The sequence below is a fragment of the Gottfriedia acidiceleris genome, assembly GCF_004138285.1.
Classification (GTDB): domain Bacteria; phylum Bacillota; class Bacilli; order Bacillales; family Bacillaceae_G; genus Gottfriedia; species Gottfriedia acidiceleris_A.
In genome coordinates this window covers 105,442-129,640 of record NZ_SCFN01000001.1, presented here as the reverse complement: position 1 = coordinate 129,640, position 24,199 = coordinate 105,442, and the positions used below count along the sequence as shown (strand labels likewise).

At 33.0% G+C, this 24,199-nt stretch carries 17 protein-coding genes and 1 other annotated feature; of the genes, 3 read left to right on the top strand and 14 right to left on the bottom strand.

The window, feature by feature from the left end:
* Nucleotides 1-17: 17 nt before the first annotated feature.
* Both EP747_RS00600 and EP747_RS00595 read right to left on the bottom strand, forming a co-directional pair.
* Nucleotides 18-1,319, bottom strand: coding sequence for a bifunctional folylpolyglutamate synthase/dihydrofolate synthase (locus EP747_RS00600; protein WP_129688062.1), 1,302 nt, complete (start codon nt 1,317-1,319; stop codon nt 18-20).
* Between the two features lie 105 nt (nt 1,320-1,424).
* Complete coding sequence (locus EP747_RS00595) at nt 1,425-4,067, bottom strand: valine--tRNA ligase (RefSeq protein ID WP_129688061.1); 2,643 nt, start codon at nt 4,065-4,067, stop codon at nt 1,425-1,427.
* Nucleotides 4,068-4,122: 55 nt separating this feature from the next.
* Nucleotides 4,123-4,358 (bottom strand) — a binding site (T-box leader).
* Nucleotides 4,359-4,585: 227 nt separating this feature from the next.
* Between EP747_RS00595 and EP747_RS00590 the strand changes: the two genes are divergently transcribed.
* A complete protein-coding gene (locus EP747_RS00590; protein ID WP_129688060.1) occupies nt 4,586-5,350 on the top strand; it encodes a sporulation protein in 765 nt (254 codons plus the stop codon).
* 108 nt (nt 5,351-5,458) lie between these two features.
* Here EP747_RS00590 and ysxE read toward each other — a convergent pair whose 3' ends face one another.
* The 8 genes from ysxE to hemA all read right to left on the bottom strand — a co-directional run bounded on the left by ysxE (nt 5,459) and on the right by hemA (nt 15,162).
* The gene (gene ysxE / locus EP747_RS00585; RefSeq protein ID WP_165346752.1) at nt 5,459-6,490 is read right to left on the bottom strand and encodes a spore coat protein YsxE; all 1,032 of its coding nucleotides are present in this window, start codon (nt 6,488-6,490) and stop codon (nt 5,459-5,461) included.
* 86 nt (nt 6,491-6,576) lie between these two features.
* Nucleotides 6,577-8,370 (bottom strand): LysM peptidoglycan-binding domain-containing protein, encoded by a 1,794-nt coding sequence (locus EP747_RS00580; RefSeq protein WP_129688058.1) that lies wholly within the window; start codon nt 8,368-8,370, stop codon nt 6,577-6,579.
* Nucleotides 8,371-8,952: 582 nt separating this feature from the next.
* The gene (hemL, locus tag EP747_RS00575; RefSeq protein ID WP_129688057.1) at nt 8,953-10,239 is read right to left on the bottom strand and encodes a glutamate-1-semialdehyde 2,1-aminomutase; all 1,287 of its coding nucleotides are present in this window, start codon (nt 10,237-10,239) and stop codon (nt 8,953-8,955) included.
* Nucleotides 10,240-10,245: 6 nt separating this feature from the next.
* Entirely contained in the window at nt 10,246-11,232 is a 987-nt protein-coding gene (gene hemB, locus EP747_RS00570) for a porphobilinogen synthase (protein ID WP_097978417.1), read from the bottom strand.
* A gap of 31 nt (nt 11,233-11,263) precedes the next feature.
* The gene (locus EP747_RS00565) at nt 11,264-12,028 is read right to left on the bottom strand and encodes a uroporphyrinogen-III synthase (RefSeq protein ID WP_129688056.1); all 765 of its coding nucleotides are present in this window, start codon (nt 12,026-12,028) and stop codon (nt 11,264-11,266) included.
* On the bottom strand, nt 12,021-12,953 hold the full coding sequence (hemC, locus tag EP747_RS00560) for a hydroxymethylbilane synthase (protein ID WP_129688055.1): 933 nt from the start codon (nt 12,951-12,953) through the stop codon (nt 12,021-12,023). The genes EP747_RS00565 and hemC overlap by 8 nt, the downstream gene beginning before the upstream one ends.
* A gap of 12 nt (nt 12,954-12,965) precedes the next feature.
* On the bottom strand, nt 12,966-13,799 hold the full coding sequence (gene ccsA / locus EP747_RS00555) for a cytochrome c biogenesis protein CcsA (protein WP_129688054.1): 834 nt from the start codon (nt 13,797-13,799) through the stop codon (nt 12,966-12,968).
* A gap of 10 nt (nt 13,800-13,809) precedes the next feature.
* Complete coding sequence (gene hemA / locus EP747_RS00550; RefSeq protein ID WP_129688053.1) at nt 13,810-15,162, bottom strand: glutamyl-tRNA reductase; 1,353 nt, start codon at nt 15,160-15,162, stop codon at nt 13,810-13,812.
* Between the two features lie 217 nt (nt 15,163-15,379).
* On the opposite strand from hemA, the gene EP747_RS00545 reads away from it, so the two are divergent.
* Both EP747_RS00545 and EP747_RS00540 read left to right on the top strand, forming a co-directional pair.
* Entirely contained in the window at nt 15,380-15,862 is a 483-nt protein-coding gene (locus tag EP747_RS00545; RefSeq protein ID WP_129688052.1) for a hypothetical protein, read from the top strand.
* A gap of 47 nt (nt 15,863-15,909) precedes the next feature.
* The gene (locus tag EP747_RS00540; RefSeq protein ID WP_235832716.1) at nt 15,910-16,584 is read left to right on the top strand and encodes a potassium channel family protein; all 675 of its coding nucleotides are present in this window, start codon (nt 15,910-15,912) and stop codon (nt 16,582-16,584) included.
* A 642-nt stretch (nt 16,585-17,226) separates the two neighbouring features.
* Here EP747_RS00540 and EP747_RS00535 read toward each other — a convergent pair.
* The 4 genes from EP747_RS00535 to lon form a co-directional block, all read right to left on the bottom strand.
* Complete coding sequence (locus tag EP747_RS00535; protein ID WP_129688051.1) at nt 17,227-17,748, bottom strand: hypothetical protein; 522 nt, start codon at nt 17,746-17,748, stop codon at nt 17,227-17,229.
* Nucleotides 17,741-20,539, bottom strand: coding sequence for a DUF3289 family protein (locus EP747_RS00530; RefSeq protein WP_129688050.1), 2,799 nt, complete (start codon nt 20,537-20,539; stop codon nt 17,741-17,743). Before EP747_RS00530 ends, EP747_RS00535 begins: the two co-directional genes overlap by 8 nt.
* A gap of 752 nt (nt 20,540-21,291) precedes the next feature.
* Nucleotides 21,292-21,876 carry a ribosome biogenesis GTP-binding protein YihA/YsxC gene (gene yihA, locus EP747_RS00525; RefSeq protein WP_129688049.1) on the bottom strand — a complete coding sequence of 195 codons (585 nt, stop codon included), beginning with the start codon at nt 21,874-21,876 and terminating at the stop codon, nt 21,292-21,294.
* Nucleotides 21,873-24,197 carry an endopeptidase La gene (gene lon, locus EP747_RS00520; protein WP_129688048.1) on the bottom strand — a complete coding sequence of 775 codons (2,325 nt, stop codon included), beginning with the start codon at nt 24,195-24,197 and terminating at the stop codon, nt 21,873-21,875. The genes yihA and lon overlap by 4 nt, the downstream gene beginning before the upstream one ends.
* Between the last annotated feature and the right edge of the window lie 2 nt (nt 24,198-24,199).

Below are 24,199 nucleotides of genomic sequence, written 5' to 3'. Positions count from 1 at the left end.
GGCCCTCCTTTACAATCCTAAGCGAATTTTTTTAGCAAATATCTTCTTACTACAGAGATAAAATATAAAGAACCGGTTATTAACAATATCTCGTTTTCCTGCATATCCTTTATATCCTTATCTATTGCAATAGAAAAATCACTTTCATATTTTATATTGAGTGTAGTAGCCTTCGAAATTAATTCGTCTTTATTCATCGCTCTAGGAAAATCAAAAGTTGTCATTACAATATTATTTGTTATTTCTCGTAATTCTTCTAACATCTCTCGGGCATTTTTATCTTTTAAGGCGGAGAACAGAATTTTTATGTCCTTATCATGAAAACGGTTATTCATCGTCTCCACTAAACTTTTAATTCCTTCAACATTATGTGCGCCATCAATATAAATGACAGGATTAGAAGCTATTTGTTCTAATCTACCTGCTTTTTTAGCTATTTTTAATCCCCTTTTTATATTATCCTCACTAAACTTCATTCCATATTTATTATGTAATAATTGAACAACACAAATTGCGCAAGAAGCATTCCTAACTTGATGGTGCCCAAGCATTGATAACTCAACATTTTCAATTAGCCTGTCAATTCCTTGGTAATTAAATTTTTCATAAGCTGAATCTATCAAAGGAGAAGCAAAAAAATGCTTCCCATATTCAAAATAATCAGCTTCATTTTTAATTGCGGCATTTTGAATAATCGTTAAAGCTTTTTCTTTCAATTCTGCTGTAACAATTGGAATTCCCTTTTTAATAATTCCTGCCTTATGCTTAGTGATTTCTTCTATTGTTTCACCAAGAATTTGTTGATGATCATGGCCAATACTCGTAATGATACTAATTAAGGGTGTCATTACATTTGTGCAATCCTCTAACCCACCTAAACCAGCTTCTACTAAAAATATGTCATGCTCTTTTATTTTACCGAAAAAGTAAAAAGCCATTGTTGTAATGATTTCAAATTCAGTTGGAGCACCACAAGGCAACTGTTCAACTTCTTCAACAACTGGAATCATACAGTTTACTAGTTGAATAAATTCTTGTTCACTAATCATTTCACCGCAGAACATGATTTGTTCACGATAATCTAATATATATGGTGATGTAAAAGTTCCAACAGTATACCCTGCATCTAATAAAATACTTTGAAGAAAAGTAATTGTAGAGCCTTTCCCATTCGTACCTGCGACATGAATTGCTTTGACACTTAGCTGGGGGTTTCCTAGTCTAACTAGCATTTCTTCCATTCTTTGTAGTCCAGGTACAATGCCAAATTTAGTTCTGTTATACATCCATTTCAGTGCTTCCTCATATGTATTAACCATCTTAACCCTACCTTTATAGTAAAAAACGACGAATCATTAACTCAATTCGTCGTTTTTATCTTACTAACTTTTATTACAGTCAATTAGAACGACTGCTTTAACTACTTATTTACTTAGTTCTGCAATTCGAGCTCTTACAGATTCTTGTTTTTCAAGATAATCTTTTTCTTTACGACGCTCTTCTTCAATAACTGCTGCAGGAGCTTTCGCTACAAATCCTTGGTTACTTAATTTCTTTTGAACTCGTTCAACTTCACTAGTCCATTTTTCTAATTCTTTCTCTAAACGTTTTTTCTCTTCGTCAAGATTTATTAAACCTTCTAGAGGAAGATAAAGCTCAGCCCCACTAATTACTGCTGACATCGATTTTTCTGGTGCAGTTAAGTTAGTAGAAATTGTTAATTCTTCTGGATTACAGAAGCGCTCAATATAAGAACGGTTTTCTTCTAATGCAGCTGCAATCGTTTCATCCTTTGCAGAGATCATTAATTGAACTTTTTTGCTCATTGGCGTGTTTACTTCTGCACGAATATTACGAACTGAACGAATTAACTCAACTAATATTTTCATCGTTTCAGAAGCTTCTTTATTCGTTAATTCCTCTCTAACTGTTGGCCAAGCAGAAACTGTAATAGACTCCCCTTGGTGAGGTAGAGATTGCCAAATTTCTTCAGTAACGAAAGGCATAAATGGATGTAAAAGCTTCATTGTACTTTCTAATACATGTGCTAGAACTGAACGAGTCATATTTTTTGCATCTTCATTGTCACCGTATAAAGGAATCTTAGCCATTTCAATATACCAGTCACAAACATCGTCCCAAATGAAGTTATAAAGTACACGGCCAACTTCACCAAATTCATAACGATCAATTAAGGCTGTTACACTTTCAATTGTTTCATTTAAGCGAGTTAAAATCCATTCATCAGCAACAGATTTTTCTTTCGTTAAATCGATATTTTCATATGTGAAGCCTTCCATATTCATTAAAGCAAAACGAGATGCGTTCCAAATTTTGTTTACAAAGTTCCAAGTAGCTTCAACTTTCTCAATACTGAAGCGTAAATCTTGGCCTGGTGAGCTTCCTGTTGTTAAGAAGTAACGTAATGAATCTGCTCCATATTTCTCAATAACATCCATTGGGTCAACACCGTTACCAAGTGATTTACTCATTTTACGTCCTTGCTCGTCACGTACTAAGCCATGAATTAAAACATCATTAAATGGACGTTTACCAGTAAATTCAATTCCTTGGAAAATCATTCGTGATACCCAGAAGAAAATAATATCATAACCAGTTACTAATACATTTGTTGGGAAGTAAGCTTGGAAATCCTTACTTTCTTCATTTGGCCAACCTAAAGTTGAGAATGGCCATAATGCTGAACTGAACCAAGTATCTAAAACATCGTTATCTTGATTCCAATTTTCAATATCAGCTGGTGGCTCTTGATTTACATAAATCTCACCAGTTTCTTTATGGTACCAAGCAGGAATACGATGTCCCCACCATAATTGGCGTGAAATACACCAGTCACGGATATTTTCCATCCAACGTAGATACGTTTTTTCAAAACGATCAGGTACAAATTTTACGCTATCATCTGAATTTTGTAATGCAACTGCAGCATCAGCTAGTGGTTGCATTTTAACAAACCATTGAGTAGATAAATATGGCTCAACAACTGCTCCGCTACGTTCACTATGACCTACAGAATGCATATGTTCTTCGATTTCAACAAGAACACCCATCTCTTGTAAATCTTTAACGATTTGTTTACGGCATTCAAAGCGATCCATACCATTGTATTTTCCTGCTTTTTCATTCATCGTACCATCTTCATTCATTACAAGAATGCGAGGTAAGTCATGACGGTTTCCAACTTCAAAATCATTAGGGTCATGGGCAGGAGTAATTTTTACAACTCCAGTACCAAATTCCATATCAACATAATCGTCAGCAATAATTGGAATTTCACGATTAACGATAGGAAGTGTAACTGTTTTACCAACCATTGCTTTATATCTTTCGTCCTCTGGGTGAACCGCAATTGCAGTATCCCCAAGCATTGTTTCAGGACGAGTAGTTGCAATTTGAATTTTTCCAGTTCCGTCTGTTAAAGGATATTGCATATGGTAGAATGCACCTTGAACATCCTTATAAATAACTTCGATATCTGATAAAGCTGTTTTGGTTGCTGGATCCCAGTTGATGATATATTCACCACGATAGATTAATCCTTTGTTGTATAGCTTAACGAAAACTTCTTTTACTGCATCAGATAGACCCTCATCTAATGTGAAGCGTTCACGAGAGTAATCTAAACCTAAACCAATTTTTTCCCATTGAGAACGAATGTGAGAAGCATATTCTTCTTTCCACTCCCAAGCTTTTTCTAGGAATTTTTCACGTCCTAAATCATATCTTGATAAGCCTTCTTCTCGTAGTTTCGCTTCAACCTTTGCTTGTGTAGCAATACCAGCGTGGTCCATACCAGGTAGATAAAGTACGTCATAACCTTGCATTCGTTTAGTACGAGTTAAGATATCTTGTAATGTTGTATCCCAAGCATGACCTAAGTGTAATTTTCCAGTTACGTTTGGTGGAGGAATTACGATTGTATATTTCGGCTTTTCTGATTCCACTTGCGCTTCAAAGAATTTCCCATCTAACCAAAATTGGTAACGATCTTTTTCAACTAAATTCGGATCATATTTTGTTGGTAATGATTTTTTTGTAGTTTCCATTCGGATTCATCTCCTCTAATAATTATTGAAAAATAAAAAAACTCCATTCATCCTTGAAAAGGACGAATGGAGTTGAATTCGCGGTACCACCTTTTTTTGCCAGAAAAAACTTGTGTTTAACTGACACACTTAAAAAAGATAACGGATCATCCGGTAACTTCTAATCACAAAAAGCTTTCGAAGTCACTGCTCAAGGGCGACATTCCAACTCTATTTTCTAGAAACCTCCCACCAAATGGTTTCCTCTCTGAAGAACTAGTTCGTTGTACTCTTCCCTATCATTGCATTTCATTATGAATATATGTAATAGTCTACAAAATTTACTTAAGCTTAGTCAACAGTATTTCTTATTTCTTTCTAGATTATTCAATATGTGTCAATATCGTACCACATTTTTTAATACATAAAAAAAATACGAAAAATAATTGTAATGATTATTTAACATTCTGGTATACTAGTACTTATTTAATTATGCGATAATTATATAGTATGTAGATATAATTTTTAGGGGGATATTCATGGGTTTATTTAAAAATACATTAGCTCGTGTTCTCGGAATCGGTGGAACGAGAATCGATACAAAGCTTGAAAAAAAAGAATATCAAGCTGGTGAACGAGTAAAAGGTGAATTATATATAAAAGGTGGTCGAGTTAAACAAGAACTAGATTCCGTCTTTTTACATGTAATGACTGAATATCAAGTTGAATCAAATGATAAGATTATTAATAAGAATGGTACTTTACAAAAATTTATCGTATCAGTTGATCGTATAATAAATGCAAATGAAGAAGTTGTTATTCCTTTCTTTTTCACCTTATCTGAAAATACACCAGTATCACTTCATAAATCCCATATTTGGATTAAAACACATTTAGAAATAGAAAAAGCTGTTGACCAATATGATGCTGATGGCGTTCAAGTAGTTCCTTCAGTTGGCTTAAAAACGGTAATCCAGGCACTTCAAGAAGAAGGATTTGTATTAAGAGATAGTGAAAACAAAAAGAAATATGGAAAAATTATTCAAGAATTTGAATTTTACCCAATGAATGGCGAATTCCGTGGAAAATTAGAGGAGGTTGAAGTTAACTATTTAAGCTTTGACAAAACAGTCGACTTAATTCTCCAACTTAATCAAAAACAAAAAGAAACAACAGGTAAGTTTTCTAAGTTATTTGGTACTGATGAAAATAATGTTCGAATCTCTTTTTCAAAGGATCATATTACGGACAAGGATTTTGTACGTAAAAGTGTAGTAAACGCTATTAAACGTCATGTAAAATAATAAACATAAAAAACATCTATCCATGTACTCTCCAGCACCATTAATATTAATGCGGTGATACATTTTCGGATAGATGTTTTTATTTTCTCTTAATTATGCAGTCTGAATTCATAAACCATCTATAGATTTTGCTGCTTCAATATCCTCTTGTATTTTAGAGACAAAATATTCAATATTAATCATATGCCAGTATGCATTTAATAAATCTCTTACATTGTCTTTTTCATTATTAACCCCTGATCGCTTTAAATATTTAGAAATTTTGGAAGAAAACTGAGTTGGATATGCCATATAGCTTAAAAATAACATTCTTTCCTCTTCTCTTAATGAAAAATTCTTTTCATACAAATTAAGCCAATTATTACGATCAGGTTGCTGAATAGGATATGTTTTAAAAGAATTCTTATAATAGTTAGTTAAATCTTGAATTGGTGTAGTTTCTTGTGCATTTTCTAGATTGATAAAGACACCTTCACCTCTTTTATTTACAAGAAAGTGAGAAATAGATAAATTTCCATGGTTCATGACAACTCTAGTATTTTCAGTTTCCTTCATTTTTTTAAACCATTCATCTAACTGTCCCTTAGCAAATTGATGTGCACTTAATATTTTATGAAAATACGTACAATAACTTAGTTCATAAGGTGACATATACCAATTATCTTCTGCAACTTCAATAAAATTTTCCAATACATCTTTATCTTTACTCCACCTTTTTGTTAACGTATCATAATGGATTTGTAATTGATCTTTATCTACCTTTTTCTCTTTTTGTGTACTGTTGTGCATTTTCCCCAGTGAAGTAAACATTCGTTGAAAATGTAAATTCTCATCTGACTTTTCATCAACACTTTCAATCCATGGCATTAAATAGTAATGCTTTGTATTAAATTCAACAATATAATCTCCACTCTGGGTATGATATATTGGTACAACATTTCGAAAGCCTTTATCTTGTAAAGAACGAACATTTTCAATCAAATTATTTCTATAAACTCGATTCACATTGGCTTCTTTTAGTGCGAATACACCTTGATTCGTATAGATCTTAACTACCTTACCAACAGTTTCAAAATAATTTGGGACAATATGATACTGTGCTAAAATGACGCTTATTTCATCTTTAGGTTTTCTATACAAGATGCGTCACTCTCACTTTCTAAATGCGTAAAAGCCTTGTATTAGTAGACAAGTGTCTTAACTAATACAAAGCTCTCACCATATTGTTATTGTTTTATAGCAGATACAGGAATATAAATGATTTGCCCTTCCGATAAAAATTCATCATTCAAGTTATTAACACGATTTAACTGTTGAGTTTGTAAGTTATATTTTTTAGCTACAGATTCAATTGTATCTCCATTTTGAGCTAAATATAATTTTAATTTAGTATAAGAATCTTCTCGTCCTTCGCCAGTAAACAAACTTGAAAGTAGATTGTCACTTTTAACACTTCTTGCTTCACTTACTTCTTCTTTTACTTCCTTGTTTACAACTGGTTCAGCATTTATTTCTACTTTTGGTAATTCAGGTGGTGCTTCTTGCTGCTCTACTTGAGCTTGATAATAATCCGCATAATAAGGTGGTGTTTGACGAACATCATTTGGATTCGCGAAAGTATTTTCTTGATTTACTTGAGGGAATGGATTTTGATAGAATTGTTGCTGATTTTGATTATATGCAAATGGTGCTTGCTGATATTGTTGGTTAACATACGGTTGATAGTTTTGCTCTAAAGTTCGATTATATAGTTCTTCATATTTTTCTATTTCTTTTTGCGCATTGCTTTCGTTATTAGCATTTTGCAAAGTGCTAAAATCATTATCTAAGAAGCTAGGTCTACTATTTAATGAATTGTCTAAATAACTGTGTACATTAAAATCATTATTCAAGAAACTAGGTCGCTCATTATACGTACTATTTACATCGTTAGATGCCTGTGAATCATTTTCATTTTGACTAGCTTCTGCATCATTATTATTCATTAAGAAGCTCGGGGTTGTATCAACTACTTGTGGTTCCACTGCTTGTGGTTCTACTTCTCGTGTTTCAATTGCTTCAGCTGATATATTAAAGCCTCTAAATACTTCTTCATATTCTTCTTCCTCTTGAGCTTCTGATTGTTCTTCTAACTGTTCTGACTGCTCTGACTGGGCCATAAATTCAACAGTAGAATGATGTTCTTCAACTTGTTGTTCCTCTTCAAAACTTTGTTCATTGCTTTCTTCTAACTCATAATAATGTTCCACTTCATTTTCAACTGCTTCGACTCGTTCTTCAACTACTTCTTCAGGCTGAAAAACCTCTAAGTAAGTAGGTTGCCCAGGATATGTGTCTTGTTCTTCTTGTTCATCATTCTCTTCAAGGGATTGAATCCAATCACTTCCGTAAAGATTATCTTGTTCACTTGTTTCCTGTTCCGAAGTTGGTTGATGAAAGAACTGGAATTGTTCTTCTTGTTCTCTTTCTTCTTGATACACATATCCTTCATTTCCTACATTACTTGAGCGATATTCATTTTCGTATGAGTAGCTATTATATTGCTCATACCCTCTTTGTTCTTGATAAGTTTCTACTGCTCTATTATGGTCATGTAGACCAGATATACATAGATCAGCAGCAATTTGAATACTTCCTTTTTCAGCTAATTGATAATCAAATGTCTCTACAGAAACACATAGATTTTCAAGATCAGTAATTCTAGTTAATGGTATTGAAATATCTACAGGGAACTGATGATTCAATTCACAACTTCCATCTTCAAGAACGATTACATTTTCAATCATTCTTGAAGGTGCTAATTCTCTTAATGAGTAATAATCACCTTGATTCGCCAAATCAGGTGTGTAATTACCTTCTAAGGTTAAGACACCCTTCACTTGAACATATTCTTCAAATTGCTGTATAGTAATGTCTGGATTTAACGAGAGTGACCTTACCTCTTTAACTTCCTGTCCTTTTTGGAACCAGACAGTTTCTTTCAATGAAAAGCGAATGTTTGTTTGATTTTCTGAAGACACCTTAATGTCCTCCTCTCATCGTCCAATTTGGTCTATGACATTACATTTTTATGAAAGAAACGAATAATTTATGAAGAAAAGATTGTTATTTTATATTAAGAAAGGTTTAATACTCGCAGGATTAAAGAAAAACAGTGATAAGGGAATAGGAAAAAGAAAAAACAAGAGCAGGATTTAGGAAGCACTGGACGAATAGTCTCAGAAAAAACTAAAGAGAAAAATGGCCAACTATGTCATTGAAATTAATTGTCACTATACCTCAACTGGTATGGGTAATTTTTATATGTTAATTGCGATTCTTGGGATTTTAATTGCAGTTTTTCTAATAATATTTGCGATTCTCTGATTTTATTTGCGTTTGTTCGATTTTTAATTGCGATTTCCCGATTTTATTTGCATTTTACACTTCTTCGTAGTTTCTCCTCATCTATTTTGCATAAATCGTCATCTTATTTGCGATTCTCTATATCTACTTGTAGCTTGAACTTCTCTATTTTTCTCTACAGTCGTTCTACTGAAGTTTTACCAACTCTATTTTCTATAACAAAAAATGGTGCCCTAAAAATAGGACACCACCTTAAATTAAACTAATTGCGAAAATGCGTATTCAGCGGCTGCAATCGTTTTTTGAATATCTTCGTCTGTATGTGAAGTTGATAAGAATAGACCTTCAAATTGTGATGGTGGTAAGAAGACACCTTGTTCAGCCATTAGTTGATAGTATTTAGCAAACATTTCTAAATTAGAAGTTTTTGCTGTTTCGTAATTTTCAACTTTTTCGTTTGTGAAGAAGAATCCAACCATTGAACCTGCACGATTAATACAATGTGGAATATTGTATTTTTCAGCTGCAGCTTTATAACCAGCTTCTAGCAGATCAGCTTTACGGCTAAATTCTACATAATCTTCTTTAGATAGCTGACTTAATGTTTCGTAACCAGCCGTCATCGCTAAAGGATTTCCTGAAAGAGTTCCAGCTTGATAAATTGGGCCACTTGGAGCAATTTGATTCATGATTTCAGCTTTACCACCATATGCACCTACTGGTAAACCTCCACCGATAACTTTTCCTAAGCAAGTGATATCAGGTGTTACACCAAAATGACCTTGTGCACAATTATAACCTACACGGAAGCCAGTCATAACTTCATCAAATATCAATAATGTACCATATTGGGTCGTAATTTCTCTTAAGCCTTCTAAAAAACCTTCAACTGGTGGAACAACACCCATATTACCTGCAACAGGCTCAACAATAACCGCTGCTAGGTCATCTCCATATTGTTCAAAAGCATATCTTATACTTTCTAAATCATTATAAGGAACAGTGATTGTATTAGACGCAACACCTTCAGGTACACCAGGGCTATCTGGTAATCCAAGTGTAGCTACACCAGAACCAGCTTTAATTAATAAGGAATCACCATGTCCGTGGTAGCATCCTTCAAATTTTAAAATTTTGTTTCGACCAGTAAATCCGCGAGCAAGACGTAAAGCACTCATTGTCGCTTCTGTTCCTGAGTTAACCATTCGAACAACTTCAATCGAAGGCACTCTTTCGATAACAAGTTTAGCTAATTCTGTTTCTTTTAATGTTGGTGCCCCAAAGCTAGTTCCAGTTTCTGCTGTTCGCTTTAAGCCTTCAACTACACGCTCATTTGAGTGACCTAAAATTAGAGGCCCCCATGATAGTACATAATCAATATACTCATTTCCGTCAATATCATATATTTTAGAACCTTTTCCATGACTCATAAAAATTGGTGACATATTAACACTTTTAAATGCACGTACAGGACTATTTACTCCACCAGGAAGTACTTGTTTTGCCTCTTCAAACGCTTCAATTGACTTGTTATATGATCTCATTTATTATTACTTCCCTTCTGATAACCATCTGCAAGCATCTTTAGCATGATAAGTCATAATCATATCTGCACCAGCACGTTTCATACTAATTAATTTTTCCATAACTACCTTTTCTTCTTCAATCCAACCATTCAAAGCTGCAGCTTTAACCATTGCATATTCTCCACTAACATTATAAGCAACGATTGGTTGGTGATAGTTATTTCTGATATCACGAATGATATCTAAATATGAAAGAGCTGGTTTAATGATTAAGAAATCTGCACCCTCAACTGTATCTGATTCTGCTTCACGGAACGCTTCTAAACGATTTGCAGGGTCCATTTGATAAGCCTTACGATCACCTTGTCCTGGAGCACTTTGAGCTGCCTCACGGAATGGCCCATAAAATGCTGAAGCATATTTTACTGCATATGACATAATTGGAATATTATCAAATCCAGCTTCATCTAAAGCATGACGAATTGTTGCTACGAATCCATCCATCATATTTGAAGGGGCAATAATATCTGCGCCAGCCTGTGCTTGACTTACTGCTGTTTTTGCTAATAGTATTAACGATTCATCATTATTAACATACCCATCTTCTAAAACTCCACAATGTCCATGATCTGTATACTCACATAAACATGTATCTGCAATAACAATCATTTCAGGATATTGTTCCTTCGTTTGTGAAATTGCTCGTTGAACGATTCCAGTTGCACAGTAAGCTTCTGAACCTACTGCGTCTTTTACATCAGGAATACCAAAGAATATGACAGATTTTATACCTAATGATACAATTTCATCCATTTCTTTTTTTAATTCATCTAACGAAAATTGAAATACACCTGGCATTGAACTAATAGGATTTTTTACCCCTTGTCCTTCAACAACAAAAAGAGGATAAATAAAATCTTCTTTATGTAAATGAGTCTCTCTAACCATAGAGCGTAATGCTTGTGTGCTTCTTAAACGACGGTGACGATCAAACGGAATAGAATAAGTCATTTTTTTCTCCTTCTTTTTAAAGACGATCTGATTAATCAATATCATCTACTATTTTTTTAATTAAAGCCTCTGTTGTAAATTTACTAGGAACAATAATATTATTCAAACCTTTTTCTCTAGCTTTTTGTGCGGTTACTTCGCCAATACAAGCAATTTGAATGTTTTTTAAATCTACCATACTAATTGCATTTCCAATCAAAAAACAAAACTGTTCTACACTAAATGGATTCAAAAAAGTAATCACATCCAGTTTTTTATTTTTTAATAAATTTAACAGTTCATTTTTAATACCTAGATTTGTAATAGTCTCATAAACAGTTAATAAATTAACTACATGACCATTTTCTTCTAGTATTTTTGGAACGTTATCACTCGCTAAAGAGCCACGTAAAAATAAAAATTTTGTTCCTTTTTCTACTATGTAACTTAACTCAGAAGCAAATGTTTTACCAGTAAATTGACTTGGAAGGAAAGCTACTTCAAATCCTTCTTCAATTAATCGATTCTTTGTTTTTTCTCCGACAGCACCAATTTTTTTTTGAAGAATTTTTTCTTTTAGATCCTTTGTAATATTTTGCACAAAGTAATTTACTGAATTAACACTTGTGAATAAAATCCATTCTGTATCAAGAACTAATTTTTCCAATTCATTAATTGAAATATTACTTTTAACTATTTTTTGAAGTGGAAGATTAATAGGACAACCACCAAACTGATGAATTAAATGATTAAATTCATCAGCTTGTTGCTCTGCCCTTGTCACTAATATTTTCATTCCATTTAAGGAATTATTCATCCGCTGCCTCTTTTACAGAATCAATGATATCCTTTGCTCCACGTTCAATTAATAGATTTGCAGCTTTTTCACCAATTTCAGTTGGATCAGTACCTTTAACAGTTTCTTTTAAGATGATTGTTCCATCTGGTTTAGCTACTAACGCTGTTAACGAGATTTCATCTTTGTCATCAATCGTTGCAAATCCAGCAATAGGAACTTGGCAACCACCTTCCATTTTATGAAGAAATACACGTTCAGCTTCTACTGTTGTATATGTTAATTCATCATTCAGTCTATTTAGTAAATCACGGATTTCTGTATCATTTTCACGACATTCGATAGCAAGTGAACCTTGACCTACTGCTGGTACACAGACTGTTTCGTCAATGTATTCGGTTATACTTTCTTCAGCCCAGCCCATTCTTGTTAAACCAGCTGCTGCAAGAATAATCGCATCGTATTCATTATCCTTTAGCTTTTGAATACGTGTATCGATATTTCCACGAATCCATTTGATTTGTAGATCTGGACGAACTGCTTTAATTTGAGCACTTCTCCTTAAACTACTTGTACCGACAATTGATCCTTCTTCAAGTTCCATTAATCCTTTTCCACTATTTGAAAGTAGGGCATCTCTAGGATCAACGCGTTTTGGAGTACATCCAATCATCAAGCCTTCAGGTAAAATAGCCGGCATATCCTTCATACTATGTACAGCTAAATCAATTTCACTCGTTAGCATTGCATGTTCAATTTCTTTAACGAATAAACCTTTTCCTCCAACCTTTGAAAGCGTTACATCAAGTATTACATCACCTTTTGTAACGATTTCCTTTAACTCAAATTCATAATCGGGTGCTACTTCTTTTAGTTTCTCTACAAACCATTTCGTTTGTGTTAATGCTAGTTTACTTCTTCGTGTACCAACTATTATTTTACGCATCGTTATATCTCCTTACGTACTCCATAAATGAAACTTTGAATATAGATTTGAAACAACATAATTTCCGAACAAAACTAAGAAGCAACAGATGTTAAATATGCAAAGAGATTTGCCATAGAAACGGTTGCTTACCTTTAAATACATAAATGTACTATACATGATTAAAACGAAAAATGAGCCTATTACTTTCATATCATACCAAACAAATGTGTGTAATCGAATACTTGCCCAAATAACACCTAAAATAAGAGAAGTTAGCATTAGTGGAACTCCAAATAAGTTAAATGTAATAAACATTTTTTCCAACTTACCTAAACTCCCCAATTTCTTTAAATGTGTAGACCATTTCTTCTTTTTTAATAAAACATATTGGAAAATGTACATAACGGAAAAAATAAAGGACAGGGTAAAAGCACCGTATGCTAAGAAAGCAAGTCCAATATGGATATATAATAACTCCGATTTTAACTGATCAACTAATGTAGCTGTTTTACCCGCCTTCGGAATTAAAATTGATAATGAAAATACTAAAAAAGAAACAACATTTGTAAAGAAAACTAAGTACTCTAGTTTTACTACCCAATTAATAACCATTGATAGTGATATTATGATCCATACATAAATATATAGCCCTTCCCTGGAAGTAATAAAGGAATATAAACTGTATTGGCTAATGGTGTAAATCATTAAAACTGAAGAAAACACCCAAACAATTGCTAGCAAATAAAATGCTACTCGACTTGCCATCCTATTTGTATCTACAAAATCTATAAAAGAAAAAACGATACTCCATGCAAACAATAAGATTAATAAGTGATAGATAAAACTACTTTCCAAAAGCGCCACTAACTAAACCTCATAAAAAACCTAAGTTTTGTTTTAAAGAAATAGTCTCTTTTTCTTGGTTGGTTTGCATGTGTTTTTCATCTTTAGATTCTTGTAAAATTTCATCTAGACTAAATATTTCTTTAAAAAGGGCAATTTGTGCTTCTGAGTGTTTAGATGTACCCATTTCTTTTGCTTTCATAATTGGATCTCGTAAAAGTTGATTTACGATACTTTTTGTGTGCTTTTGAATAATTTTTAAATCTCTTTCAGATAAATGAGGAAGTTTTCTCTCTAGACTACTCATTGTATCTGCCTGAATATCTAACGCCTTTTCACGTAATGCAGAGATTACTGGAACAACACCTAGCATTGATAACCAAGATTGAAAATTTTCAATTTCTTCAGTTATTGCCTTCTTAATTTTTACTGCCTCACGTTCACGTTCTGCTAAATTCTCTGCAACAATTCCTTGAAGATCATCAATATCATATAAGAATGCACTATCAATATTATGAATTGATGGTTCAATATCTCTTGGAACAGCGATATCGACTAAGAATAGTGGGTTACCTTTTCTTGATTTTTCAATTCGACGAATCATTTTTTCTGTAATCACGTATTCTTTTGATCCCGTTGAACTAATAACGATATCTGCTTCTTTTAAAGCATTTTCAAGTGATTCTAACCCTTTTCCGATTCCATTAAATTGGTCTGCAAGTCTAACAGCATTTTCAACAGTTCGGTTTATAACTGTAACTTTTCCTACACCTTGAGAATACAAGTTTTGTAAAGCTAAGTTACTCATTTTTCCTGCTCCAACAATCAGTACATTGCAGCCTTTTAAATTGCTAAAAATCTTTTTTGATAGCTCTACAGCAGCATAACTTACAGAAACAGCATTTTCACCGATTCCAGTTTCTGAGTGAACTTTTTTTGCAAATGTAATTGCTTGCTTAAATAATTGATTAAAAATCGTACCAATTACATTATTCTCTTGAGCAAGTAAATAACTATCTTTTACTTGTCCAAGAATCTGAGTCTCACCAATTACCATTGAATCTAAACCACTTGCTACAGTAAATAAATGGTTGATTGCATCATTTCCAGTTTTAATGATTAAATATGGTGATAATTCCTCGTCTTTTAAGTCAAAACGTTGTAATAAAAAGCGTTTCATATAATATTGACCAGTATGAACTTGATCGACAACTGCATAAATCTCCGTACGATTACAAGTAGAAACAATAATGTTTTCCAAAATGCTTTTTTCATTTTTTAATGAGTTCATTGCGTCCTGTAGTTCATTTGGAGCAAATGCTACCCTTTCTCGCACTTCAACTGGGGCAGTTTTATAATTAATCCCTATTGTAACGATGTGCATGCCCTAAAGCCCCCCTAAAAACTTTGTACAAACTTGTGGTTTATATCTATCTTTACTTAGCAAAATATTATATCTATGTTCTACATCATTATGCTATCATAAATGTAATATTTTGTAGAATTTTTAATCCGATTTATACTATTAAATGTACACAAATTTTATTATACAATAATTTTAAAATAAAAGTGATTACAAATAATGTTAAACAGGAGTTGTTATGAAAAAAAATCGATTATTTATTGGAATCCTATTAATTGGCTTTGGCATTTATTATCTTATTTCAAAATGGCAAGTCCCAGCTTTACACATTTTTACATTTTGGACGACTCCGATCTTGATTAGTGGTATTGCACTTCTAGTTCAAGCTTTTAAAGGAAGAGAAACCCATTATGTATTTCCGGGAATTGTCGTCCTTGGATTTGGAATTCATTTTTATGCCATCGAGCACTTTCAAAATTGGCCAAACCATTGGTCCGTTCTTACACTCATCATTTCAATCGGAATGTTACTACAATCTCGAAAAGGAAAAGGTGAGCTATTACCTGGTTTACTATTATTTATTATGTCTTTATTTTTCCTTTTTAATGAAAAGCTTGCAACAATGCTTAGTTCGCTCCAATCACAAGTCTCTTATTTCCAGCAATATTGGCCAATATTGATTGCTGTTATCGGTTTATATCTTCTATTTTCTAAAAAATAAACATACTTTTTTATACATAACTAGCAGTTTTAAAAGGAGGAACATCTTTGTTATACTTCCTTGCATTATGGAAAAAATTTGTCTCTTTTAATTATGTTTCAATTTTAATTCTATCTATTCTAATTGTTTCTTTTGGTTCAATAACTATACATATTTTAGAACCACAGACCTTTCCAACTTTATTTGATGGCTTGTGGTGGACAATGACTACTTTGACGACAGTAGGCTATGGAGATTTCTTTCCAAAAACTGTTGCAGGAAAATGCTTAGGAATGTTTTTATTTATATTCGGGGTCGGTATTATAGGCTTACTAGTATCTAAAACTGTTGATTCCTTTTCTAAATATCATCGTTTAAAGTTGGAGGGAAGAATTGTGTATAAGGATCATGATCACTTTATTTATATTGGTTGGTCTAAAAAAACAAGAGATGCAATTGAGGAACTTTTCGATTCTTCACCGAATGCAAAAATTGTATTAATTGAAAATCTAGAAACATCACCTTACGAGCATCCTCAAGTTCATTTTATTCAAGGAGACCCTTCAATCGAAAATACCTTACTAAATGCAAATATATTCGGGGCAAAACGGGTATGTATATTTGCAGATTCTACAATAGAAGACAGTGTTTTAAAAGATGGAAAAACGCTATTAATCGCTTCTGCCGTCGAATCACTATCATCTACGAAAAAAATGCCTATTCATACAATTGTCGAAATATAAAAAGAAAGCCATATCGTTAATTTTAAGCACGTAAATGTAGATGATTTTGTATTATCATATGAATCTGTTTCACGTCTAATCGCTAAGACAACTTTACATCCTGGAACTTCAACGATATTTAGGCATTTTTTAAATACAAAGTTTGATGGAAGCAATATACATGTAATAGAGCCTAATAAAGAATGGAAAACTTATGAAGATGCCTTTCTACAATTATTTGAAAAAGGAGCAACTTTGTTAGCGATAAATGAACAGTTAAATATTCCTAAGCTAAAAGAGTGTAAATTGAATTCTACTGATCGTTTGTATATTTATTGCGAAGAGGATTTATTAAAAGCGATAAGAAAATAGTATAGAGCAGTGTTAAGGGAATAGACTTAAAACATTTAAAAGCTGGCGGATTATAAATACCCTATATAGTAGACTTTTATTAAGTGTCTATTATATAGGGTATTTTATTTGCTCCAATGGTCTTATAGGTAAGTACTTAATTTAATGGAATAAGTTTTAAGAGGATATTGAATCGATTAAAATTAATAAAGGACCGCTATGAGCGATAGCGGTCCACAGTCTATAATGCATGTGTTCCAGTTCAAATTTCACAATTTCCATTTCTTTATTCACTAGTGTATCAATCATTTATCACTTAATAAGTTGATCCTCCATAAAACGCATCCTTTTATTTATCTGACCTTCCTTATTTTTATCATATACATTATATTCTTTTTGTGGTTTCGCATCTGACCAAACTATATATGCAATTAGATCATTCTTATGATGTTCTAGTCGATCTGTATTCATGTAACTTTCATCAGGCTTCCAGTCTCTTGGCAAATCCTTACTTTCCCTATAGAAGGACATATCAAAGATCCTATTTTTGCCCTCTATATCTTTCTTTTCTTCATCAACAGGATGTTCCTTGCTGTATTTTTCAATTATTTCTTTCAATTTATTTAGATCTTTTGGTGGATTTAGAATCATAAAATGCTTTTTAACCAGCACATCTTCTTCATTCTTTTTACCAAGGATTTCTTCTGTGTTGTTAATTTCAAAAATCTTTATTTCACCACTTGATTCCTCATTTTTATTACATCCAATTAAGTATAATAAAACTATGAATATAACAAACATTAAAACTATCATTTTATAATTAAACTTAGTCACTTAAATTCCCCTCAAATGGTACATCCATTTCCATTACAGTAACAAATGGCTTATATTTACCATCATAATCATCATAATGCTGTAAGACAAACCAAGAACGGAATCCTGCTAGGTTGACATACACCTTCTCAACATCTGGCTGATCCAGCCCGAAATGATCATATAAACGAACACGCATAACTCCTTTAAAGTGATTATTCTCTACAGAATAGTTTTTTACGGTGATGGTATTTCCCCAAGTATCATTTACTGTAATTGTAAGTCCACCTACTCGATCACCCCATGTGCTAAACGTCGGATAACTAGCATTTCTCTGTACAAAATTATAAAATTCATTTGTATTCTTTGTACTTTTATCAAACTTAAGTGCGGTCAAATTACCTCCATTATTCTTTAGCTCATCAACTAAGGCATTTTTGACAAATTCAATATAGGATTTCGTTGTTTCATGCTCACTCGCTTCATTAGTTAAAGTCTGGTTTCTATATTCTTTTCCAGTTCCATCTTTAAAATGATCAATCATATCTAAAACAACATCTTCCATATCTCCCGTTGAAAATAAGCTTGTCGACATATCTTTGAACTCAGAAAAGAGTATATTTGGGAAATAAGATTCAAGTAATTGAAGTCTGAACATCCAGTTAATGTCTTTTATTTCATCTTCTGTATAATCATTTGTTGTCATATCGTTCGCTACATTTCCATTTTCATCATAACCTTCTGGTCTATCTGACTGAAACACTACTGTATCGGAATAATCAGCGTATAACGGTTTCAAATCCTCTTTATCAAACTTTCCATCTCCGTCACTATCTTTTCGGTCTGGGAAACTCGTTGGAAAGAAACCTTCAAAATGAATTTCAATGCCAAAAATTACTATCGTAAATGATTTTAATTGCCCCATTTCTTGCCCATCAGTTAATCCATCTCCGTCACTGTCTTTCTTATTAGGGTCTGAGTAAATTATACCGTACGGTGTTTTCATTCCTTCAATTTCATAGATGTCGTATAAGCCATCCCCATCAGAATCTTTTGGATCTGTCCCTCCATCGTCTGAATCATCACTAGTAACAATGTCATTTGACTTCTCGTTACTTGCAGCTTGATAATTTTCTACGCCTGTATTCTTTGTACTATTTTGAAACAGCATTTCATTTATAACATCAGATTTTGAGTAGTCGATTTCTCTACTCCAAAGTTCCAGCCATTTTTTCTTATCAACCACCATAAATTCCCCAAAATGAGTAGTTTCCACACTTATTGTATTTTCACTTGTATTTAACACAGCTTGAGGGCTTTCAAACATTTCTTCATCTGGATTGTACCAAATAACAGCTAGATCATCTTCCAACGTGTCTCCTAGTTTCGCTTCATCGTACGTAAACTTAATACTTGCTTTTTCAAATTCCGAGTGCGTATTGATGCTTACAGGAGAACCAATAATACCTTGTAAATTAGTAGTTTTAATATTTACATTGTTTGTGCTACTAATTCTGGTCGTTCTATTAATATTATCTTTTGTTCTAAACTCAACTTCTACGCTTTTAATTTCTGATTTATCAGGCTGAATCAATGATTTACTAATTGATTGTGAATAGAGTTCTTGTGAATCCTCGATTCCGTTATTGTTGCTGTCTTTAGCATTTGGATTTGTCTTAAGTGCATATTCATCTCCATCACTTAACCCATCGTTTTCTGTATCAATTGTATTAGGTAATGAATCGAACTGATGTACTTCAAATCCATCAGTTAGACCATCTTGGTCTGAATCTCCCTTAATTAAATTAGAATGAAAAGCTTGCTCATCTTTATTAATTAGATCGTCTTCATCGATATCTTCATCTGCATCACTTATACCATTTTGATCTGAATCATATTTTGTCGGGGAAAGAAATGATCTAACCTCATATTCGATATTATCCTGCAATCCATCACCATCTGTATCTTTTTTAAATGGATTCATTCCCTCTAGGAATTCTATTCCATCTGTTATAGAGTCGCCATCCGTGTCAGAAGTAGATTCAAAGAATTTTGCGTTGACTGGATAGCCAGCTTTTTCAAGTCCGAATAAAACTTGTTTATATGCATTTTGATAAGATTTTGCTGCAGGGATTGCAAGATCTTTTTCTAGAAATCCATTAGCTTTTTCAGACATTTTCACAGCGTTATTCAAATGAGCTTTTAGTTTATTTCCATTGTGTTCTACTTGATCCGAAATATCTTTTAAGATGCCGATAGCATTTTTATTGACAATTTTATCAGATAAATAAAAATTAAAGAGTATATCTGAAAGTAATACTTCAGTTGGTACATTAAAATCGTTTTTTGTTACATACCCCCATAGACATATGGTTAGCTTATGTTTGATTTCCAAAAGCCGGTCACTTTTAACAATCTCCTCTTGTATGTATTCCTCTTGAACAGCTTGTTCAAATTCGTTAATCAATTGTTGAAGTGTATCAAGTTCATTTATATCCCTTTGTTTAAAGTCTCCGGTTTCACCAATTTGCGCTATCAGTTTGGAATCAAACTTAGCATTAGTTTCTTTTATGACTGGTACGAGGCGCTTTAATTCATTTATTGCAGTCTGATCATAGATTTTTGCTATTCTAGTGTCCTCATAGAATTCATATTCACTTAACCACTGCTTCACATTTCGCTCACTAGAATTTGTATTTCCCCCTTGATTAGCATCGTTTTTACTCTGGGCATACACCGCTTGCCCCGATCCGCTAAGAATCATTGCAAAGATCAATAAAAAACTTACTAGTATTCTGACTTTATTTGCCAACATAATATTCTCCTCTATTAAAATAGTAATTTAACCTAAATACGATATCGTAGTTCTATTCCAAAGAAATATTGTCTAAATTCTACAGATAACTTATTAAATCAACTCCATATAAGTGTTATTTTGTAATGCAACTAGTTGGTACCTAACAAAAGTATGTGATGGTTGTGTTATATATACCAAACAATAAGAATGCAGAAATTTCTGTAAATTAAAAGGTAAGATGACACGAATATTTAAGATTCATTACTTTTTAAACTTACTAGACATGTATTTCTTTTTACAAACTAATGTATCTTGTTTGGCTCCCAAGTGTTTATTTGACATGTTAAGGGATGATGGTTTTGGTGGTCCTTAGAATGCGGAATAATGTAAAAAACATTGTAGAGGATTAAAAAAACAGTAATAGCTCTTATCGTCCTAGAGGGAAAAACTCAATTTTCTCCTTTCCTCCCTAAAAAATAACTAAGTACTAGTTTACAGATTAAAAACTCGGAATTAAAGGTAAATATTTCCTAAAATGTTATTATCTGTCATATGAATAATGAACTTTCTTTTGAGATTGAACCTATATATTGTTAAAATTCTTTAAAACTTTTGTTCAATCAAATGGAAAAAAACGGAAAAACATTATAATTCTTTGAGCCTGCTTTTTCTTTCTCTAGTCCAGTCTCAGATGAGAATTGAATTAAAGGCAAAAAGGGAAAGGTTTAAAACATAAAAAACTGGTGGATTGTTCTCCACCAGTTTTTTTATTTACACATACGATCAATTACTGACCATGCTTTTTCTTTACCCATACCAGTTTCAGATGAGAATAAAATTAATTCATCTCCTTCTTCAATCTGTAACTTTTCACGAACTACTTTTGCATGTTTATCCCATTTTCCTTTAGGGATTTTATCTGCTTTTGTTGCTACTATAATGACTGGGATTCCGTAATGCTTTAAGAAATCATACATCATTACATCATCTTCTGTTGGTGAATGACGTAGATCAACTAATAAAATAACAGCTCTTAATTGCTCACGAGATGTAATATATGTTTCAATCATTTTACCCCATGCTTCTCGTTCCTTTTTGGAAACTTTAGCATAGCCATAACCAGGTACGTCAACGTAGAAAAGCTGTTCATTAATTAGAAAGAAATTTAATGTTTGAGTTTTTCCAGGTTTTGATGATGTTCGGGCTAATGCCTTACGATTTAACATTTTATTTATAAATGAAGATTTCCCAACATTTGAACGACCTGCCAAAGCGATTTCAGGAAATTGTGTATCTGGATATTGATTTGGTCGGACTGCACTAATGACAATATCCGCTGTTGTTACTTTCATTTTTTCACTCCTACTATTGCATGCGCAAGCACTTCATCTAAATGGGAAACAGGTATAACAGTTAAACCTTCTTTCACCATTGGTGGTACATCTTCTAAATCTTTTTCGTTTTCTTTTGGTATGATAACAGTCGTTAAACCTGCACGATGCGCACTAAGCATTTTTTCTTTTAATCCACCAATTGGTAATACGCGACCACGTAATGTGATTTCACCAGTCATTCCAACTTCTTTACGGATTGGTTTATTTGTTAATGCCGAAATCAATGCTGTTGCCATTGTTATACCTGCTGAAGGGCCATCTTTTGGAACCGCACCTTCTGGAACATGAATATGAATATCATATTTCTCATGGAAATTTTGGTCAATATTCAGCTCTTCTGCTTTTGAGCGTATATAGCTAAACGCAGCCTGTGCTGACTCCTTCATTACATCCCCTAGCTTACCAGTTAAAGTTAGCTTACCCTTTCCAGGATATAGTGATACTTCAATAGAAAGTGTGTCTCCACCAAATGCAGTATACGCTAAACCTGTAGCAACACCAATTTGGTCTTCGCTTTCCATTTGACCATAAGAGAATGTTTTCTTACCTAAAAATTCTTCAATATTTTTATCGGTAAATATTATTTTTTGTTTTTCGTTTGAAACAATCAACTTAGCAGCTTTTCTACATAGTGTCGCTAGAACTCGCTCTAATGATCTTACTCCTGCTTCACGTGTATAATGACGAATAATTGCAGATAGTGCACTTTCACGAATTTGTACAGTAGATTTATTTAAGCCATGCTCCGCTAATTTTTTAGGGAATAAATGTTTTTTAGCTATATTAACTTTTTCAAGTTCAGTATATCCAGATAAAGTAATTATCTCCATTCGATCACGTAATGGACCTGGAATAGTTGATAAATCATTTGCAGTAGCTACAAATAAAACTTGAGATAAATCAAATGGCTCTTCGATGTAATGATCACTAAAAGTATGATTTTGTTCAGGGTCCAAAACTTCTAACATTGCTGATGCTGGATCCCCTCTAAAATCGCTCGACATTTTATCAATTTCATCAAGTAAGAATACAGGGTTATTTGTTGCTGCTTTCTTCATACCCTGGATAATTCGACCTGGCATAGCTCCGATATATGTTCTTCTATGTCCTCTTATTTCTGATTCATCTCTTACGCCACCTAGAGAAACACGTACAAAGTTTCTAGACAAAGCGTTTGCGATTGATTTGGCTAAAGATGTTTTACCAACTCCAGGAGGACCAGCTAAACATAAAATTGGACCACGTAATGAATTCGTAAGTTGTTGAACAGCTAGATATTCTAATATTCTTTCTTTTACTTTTTCAAGACCTTCATGTTCATTATTCAATATCTTTTCAGAACGATGTATATCCAGTGTGTCTTCTGTTTGCTTAGACCATGGTAGAGCTACCATCCAATCTAAATATGTACGAACTACACCTGCTTCTGCAGCATTGGGAGGTAGTTTCTCATATCTAGCTAACTCTTTTAATACTACTTCCTTTGTTTCTTCAGGCATATTTGCCTCTTCAATTTTTGTTAAAAACTTATCAACTTCTTCAGTTTTACCTTCACGATCACCTAGTTCGCGTTGAATAACCTTTAATTGTTCTCTTAAGAAATATTCTTTTTGAGTTTTATCAATATTTTTCTTAACTTGTAGGCCAATCTTTTCCTCAAGCTTTAGTAATTCTTTTTCATCTTGAAGGAAATTTAAGATAATATGTATTCGTTCAGTAACATCAATTGTTGCTAATATTTTTTGTTTCTCTTCTTCCCTTAATGGAATTGAATCGATCATTGCATCTGCAAGTTTACCTGGACGGTCTTGCTTAACAATTGAAGCAATTGTCTCTGGCAAAATTCGCTTTGATAATTTACTGTATTGTTTAAAATGCTGCAATAAAGTTCTCATTAAAGCACGAAGCTCTTTAGATTCGTCTTCTACATCTGGATATTCTTCTACCTTTGCAGTTAAGAATTCATTTTGATCAATAATTGAATTGATTTTCCCTCTGTGTAGTCCCTCGACAGTAATACGAACAGTGCCATTTGGAAGTGTAATTTTTTGTGTTAATTTAGCTAAAGTCCCAAATTGGTACAATTCGTCTATCTTTGGATTTTCAGTATCTGCATCTATTTGAGTAACAACAAAAATTAACTGATCTAACTCATCAGCTTCTTGTATTGCTTTTATCGATTTCGTTCTTCCTACATCTAGATGTGCAATAGTGGCAGGAAATACACTAATTCCTCTTAAAGGTAGGAGGGGTACAACTTTTTCTTTTGTAACATTCATTA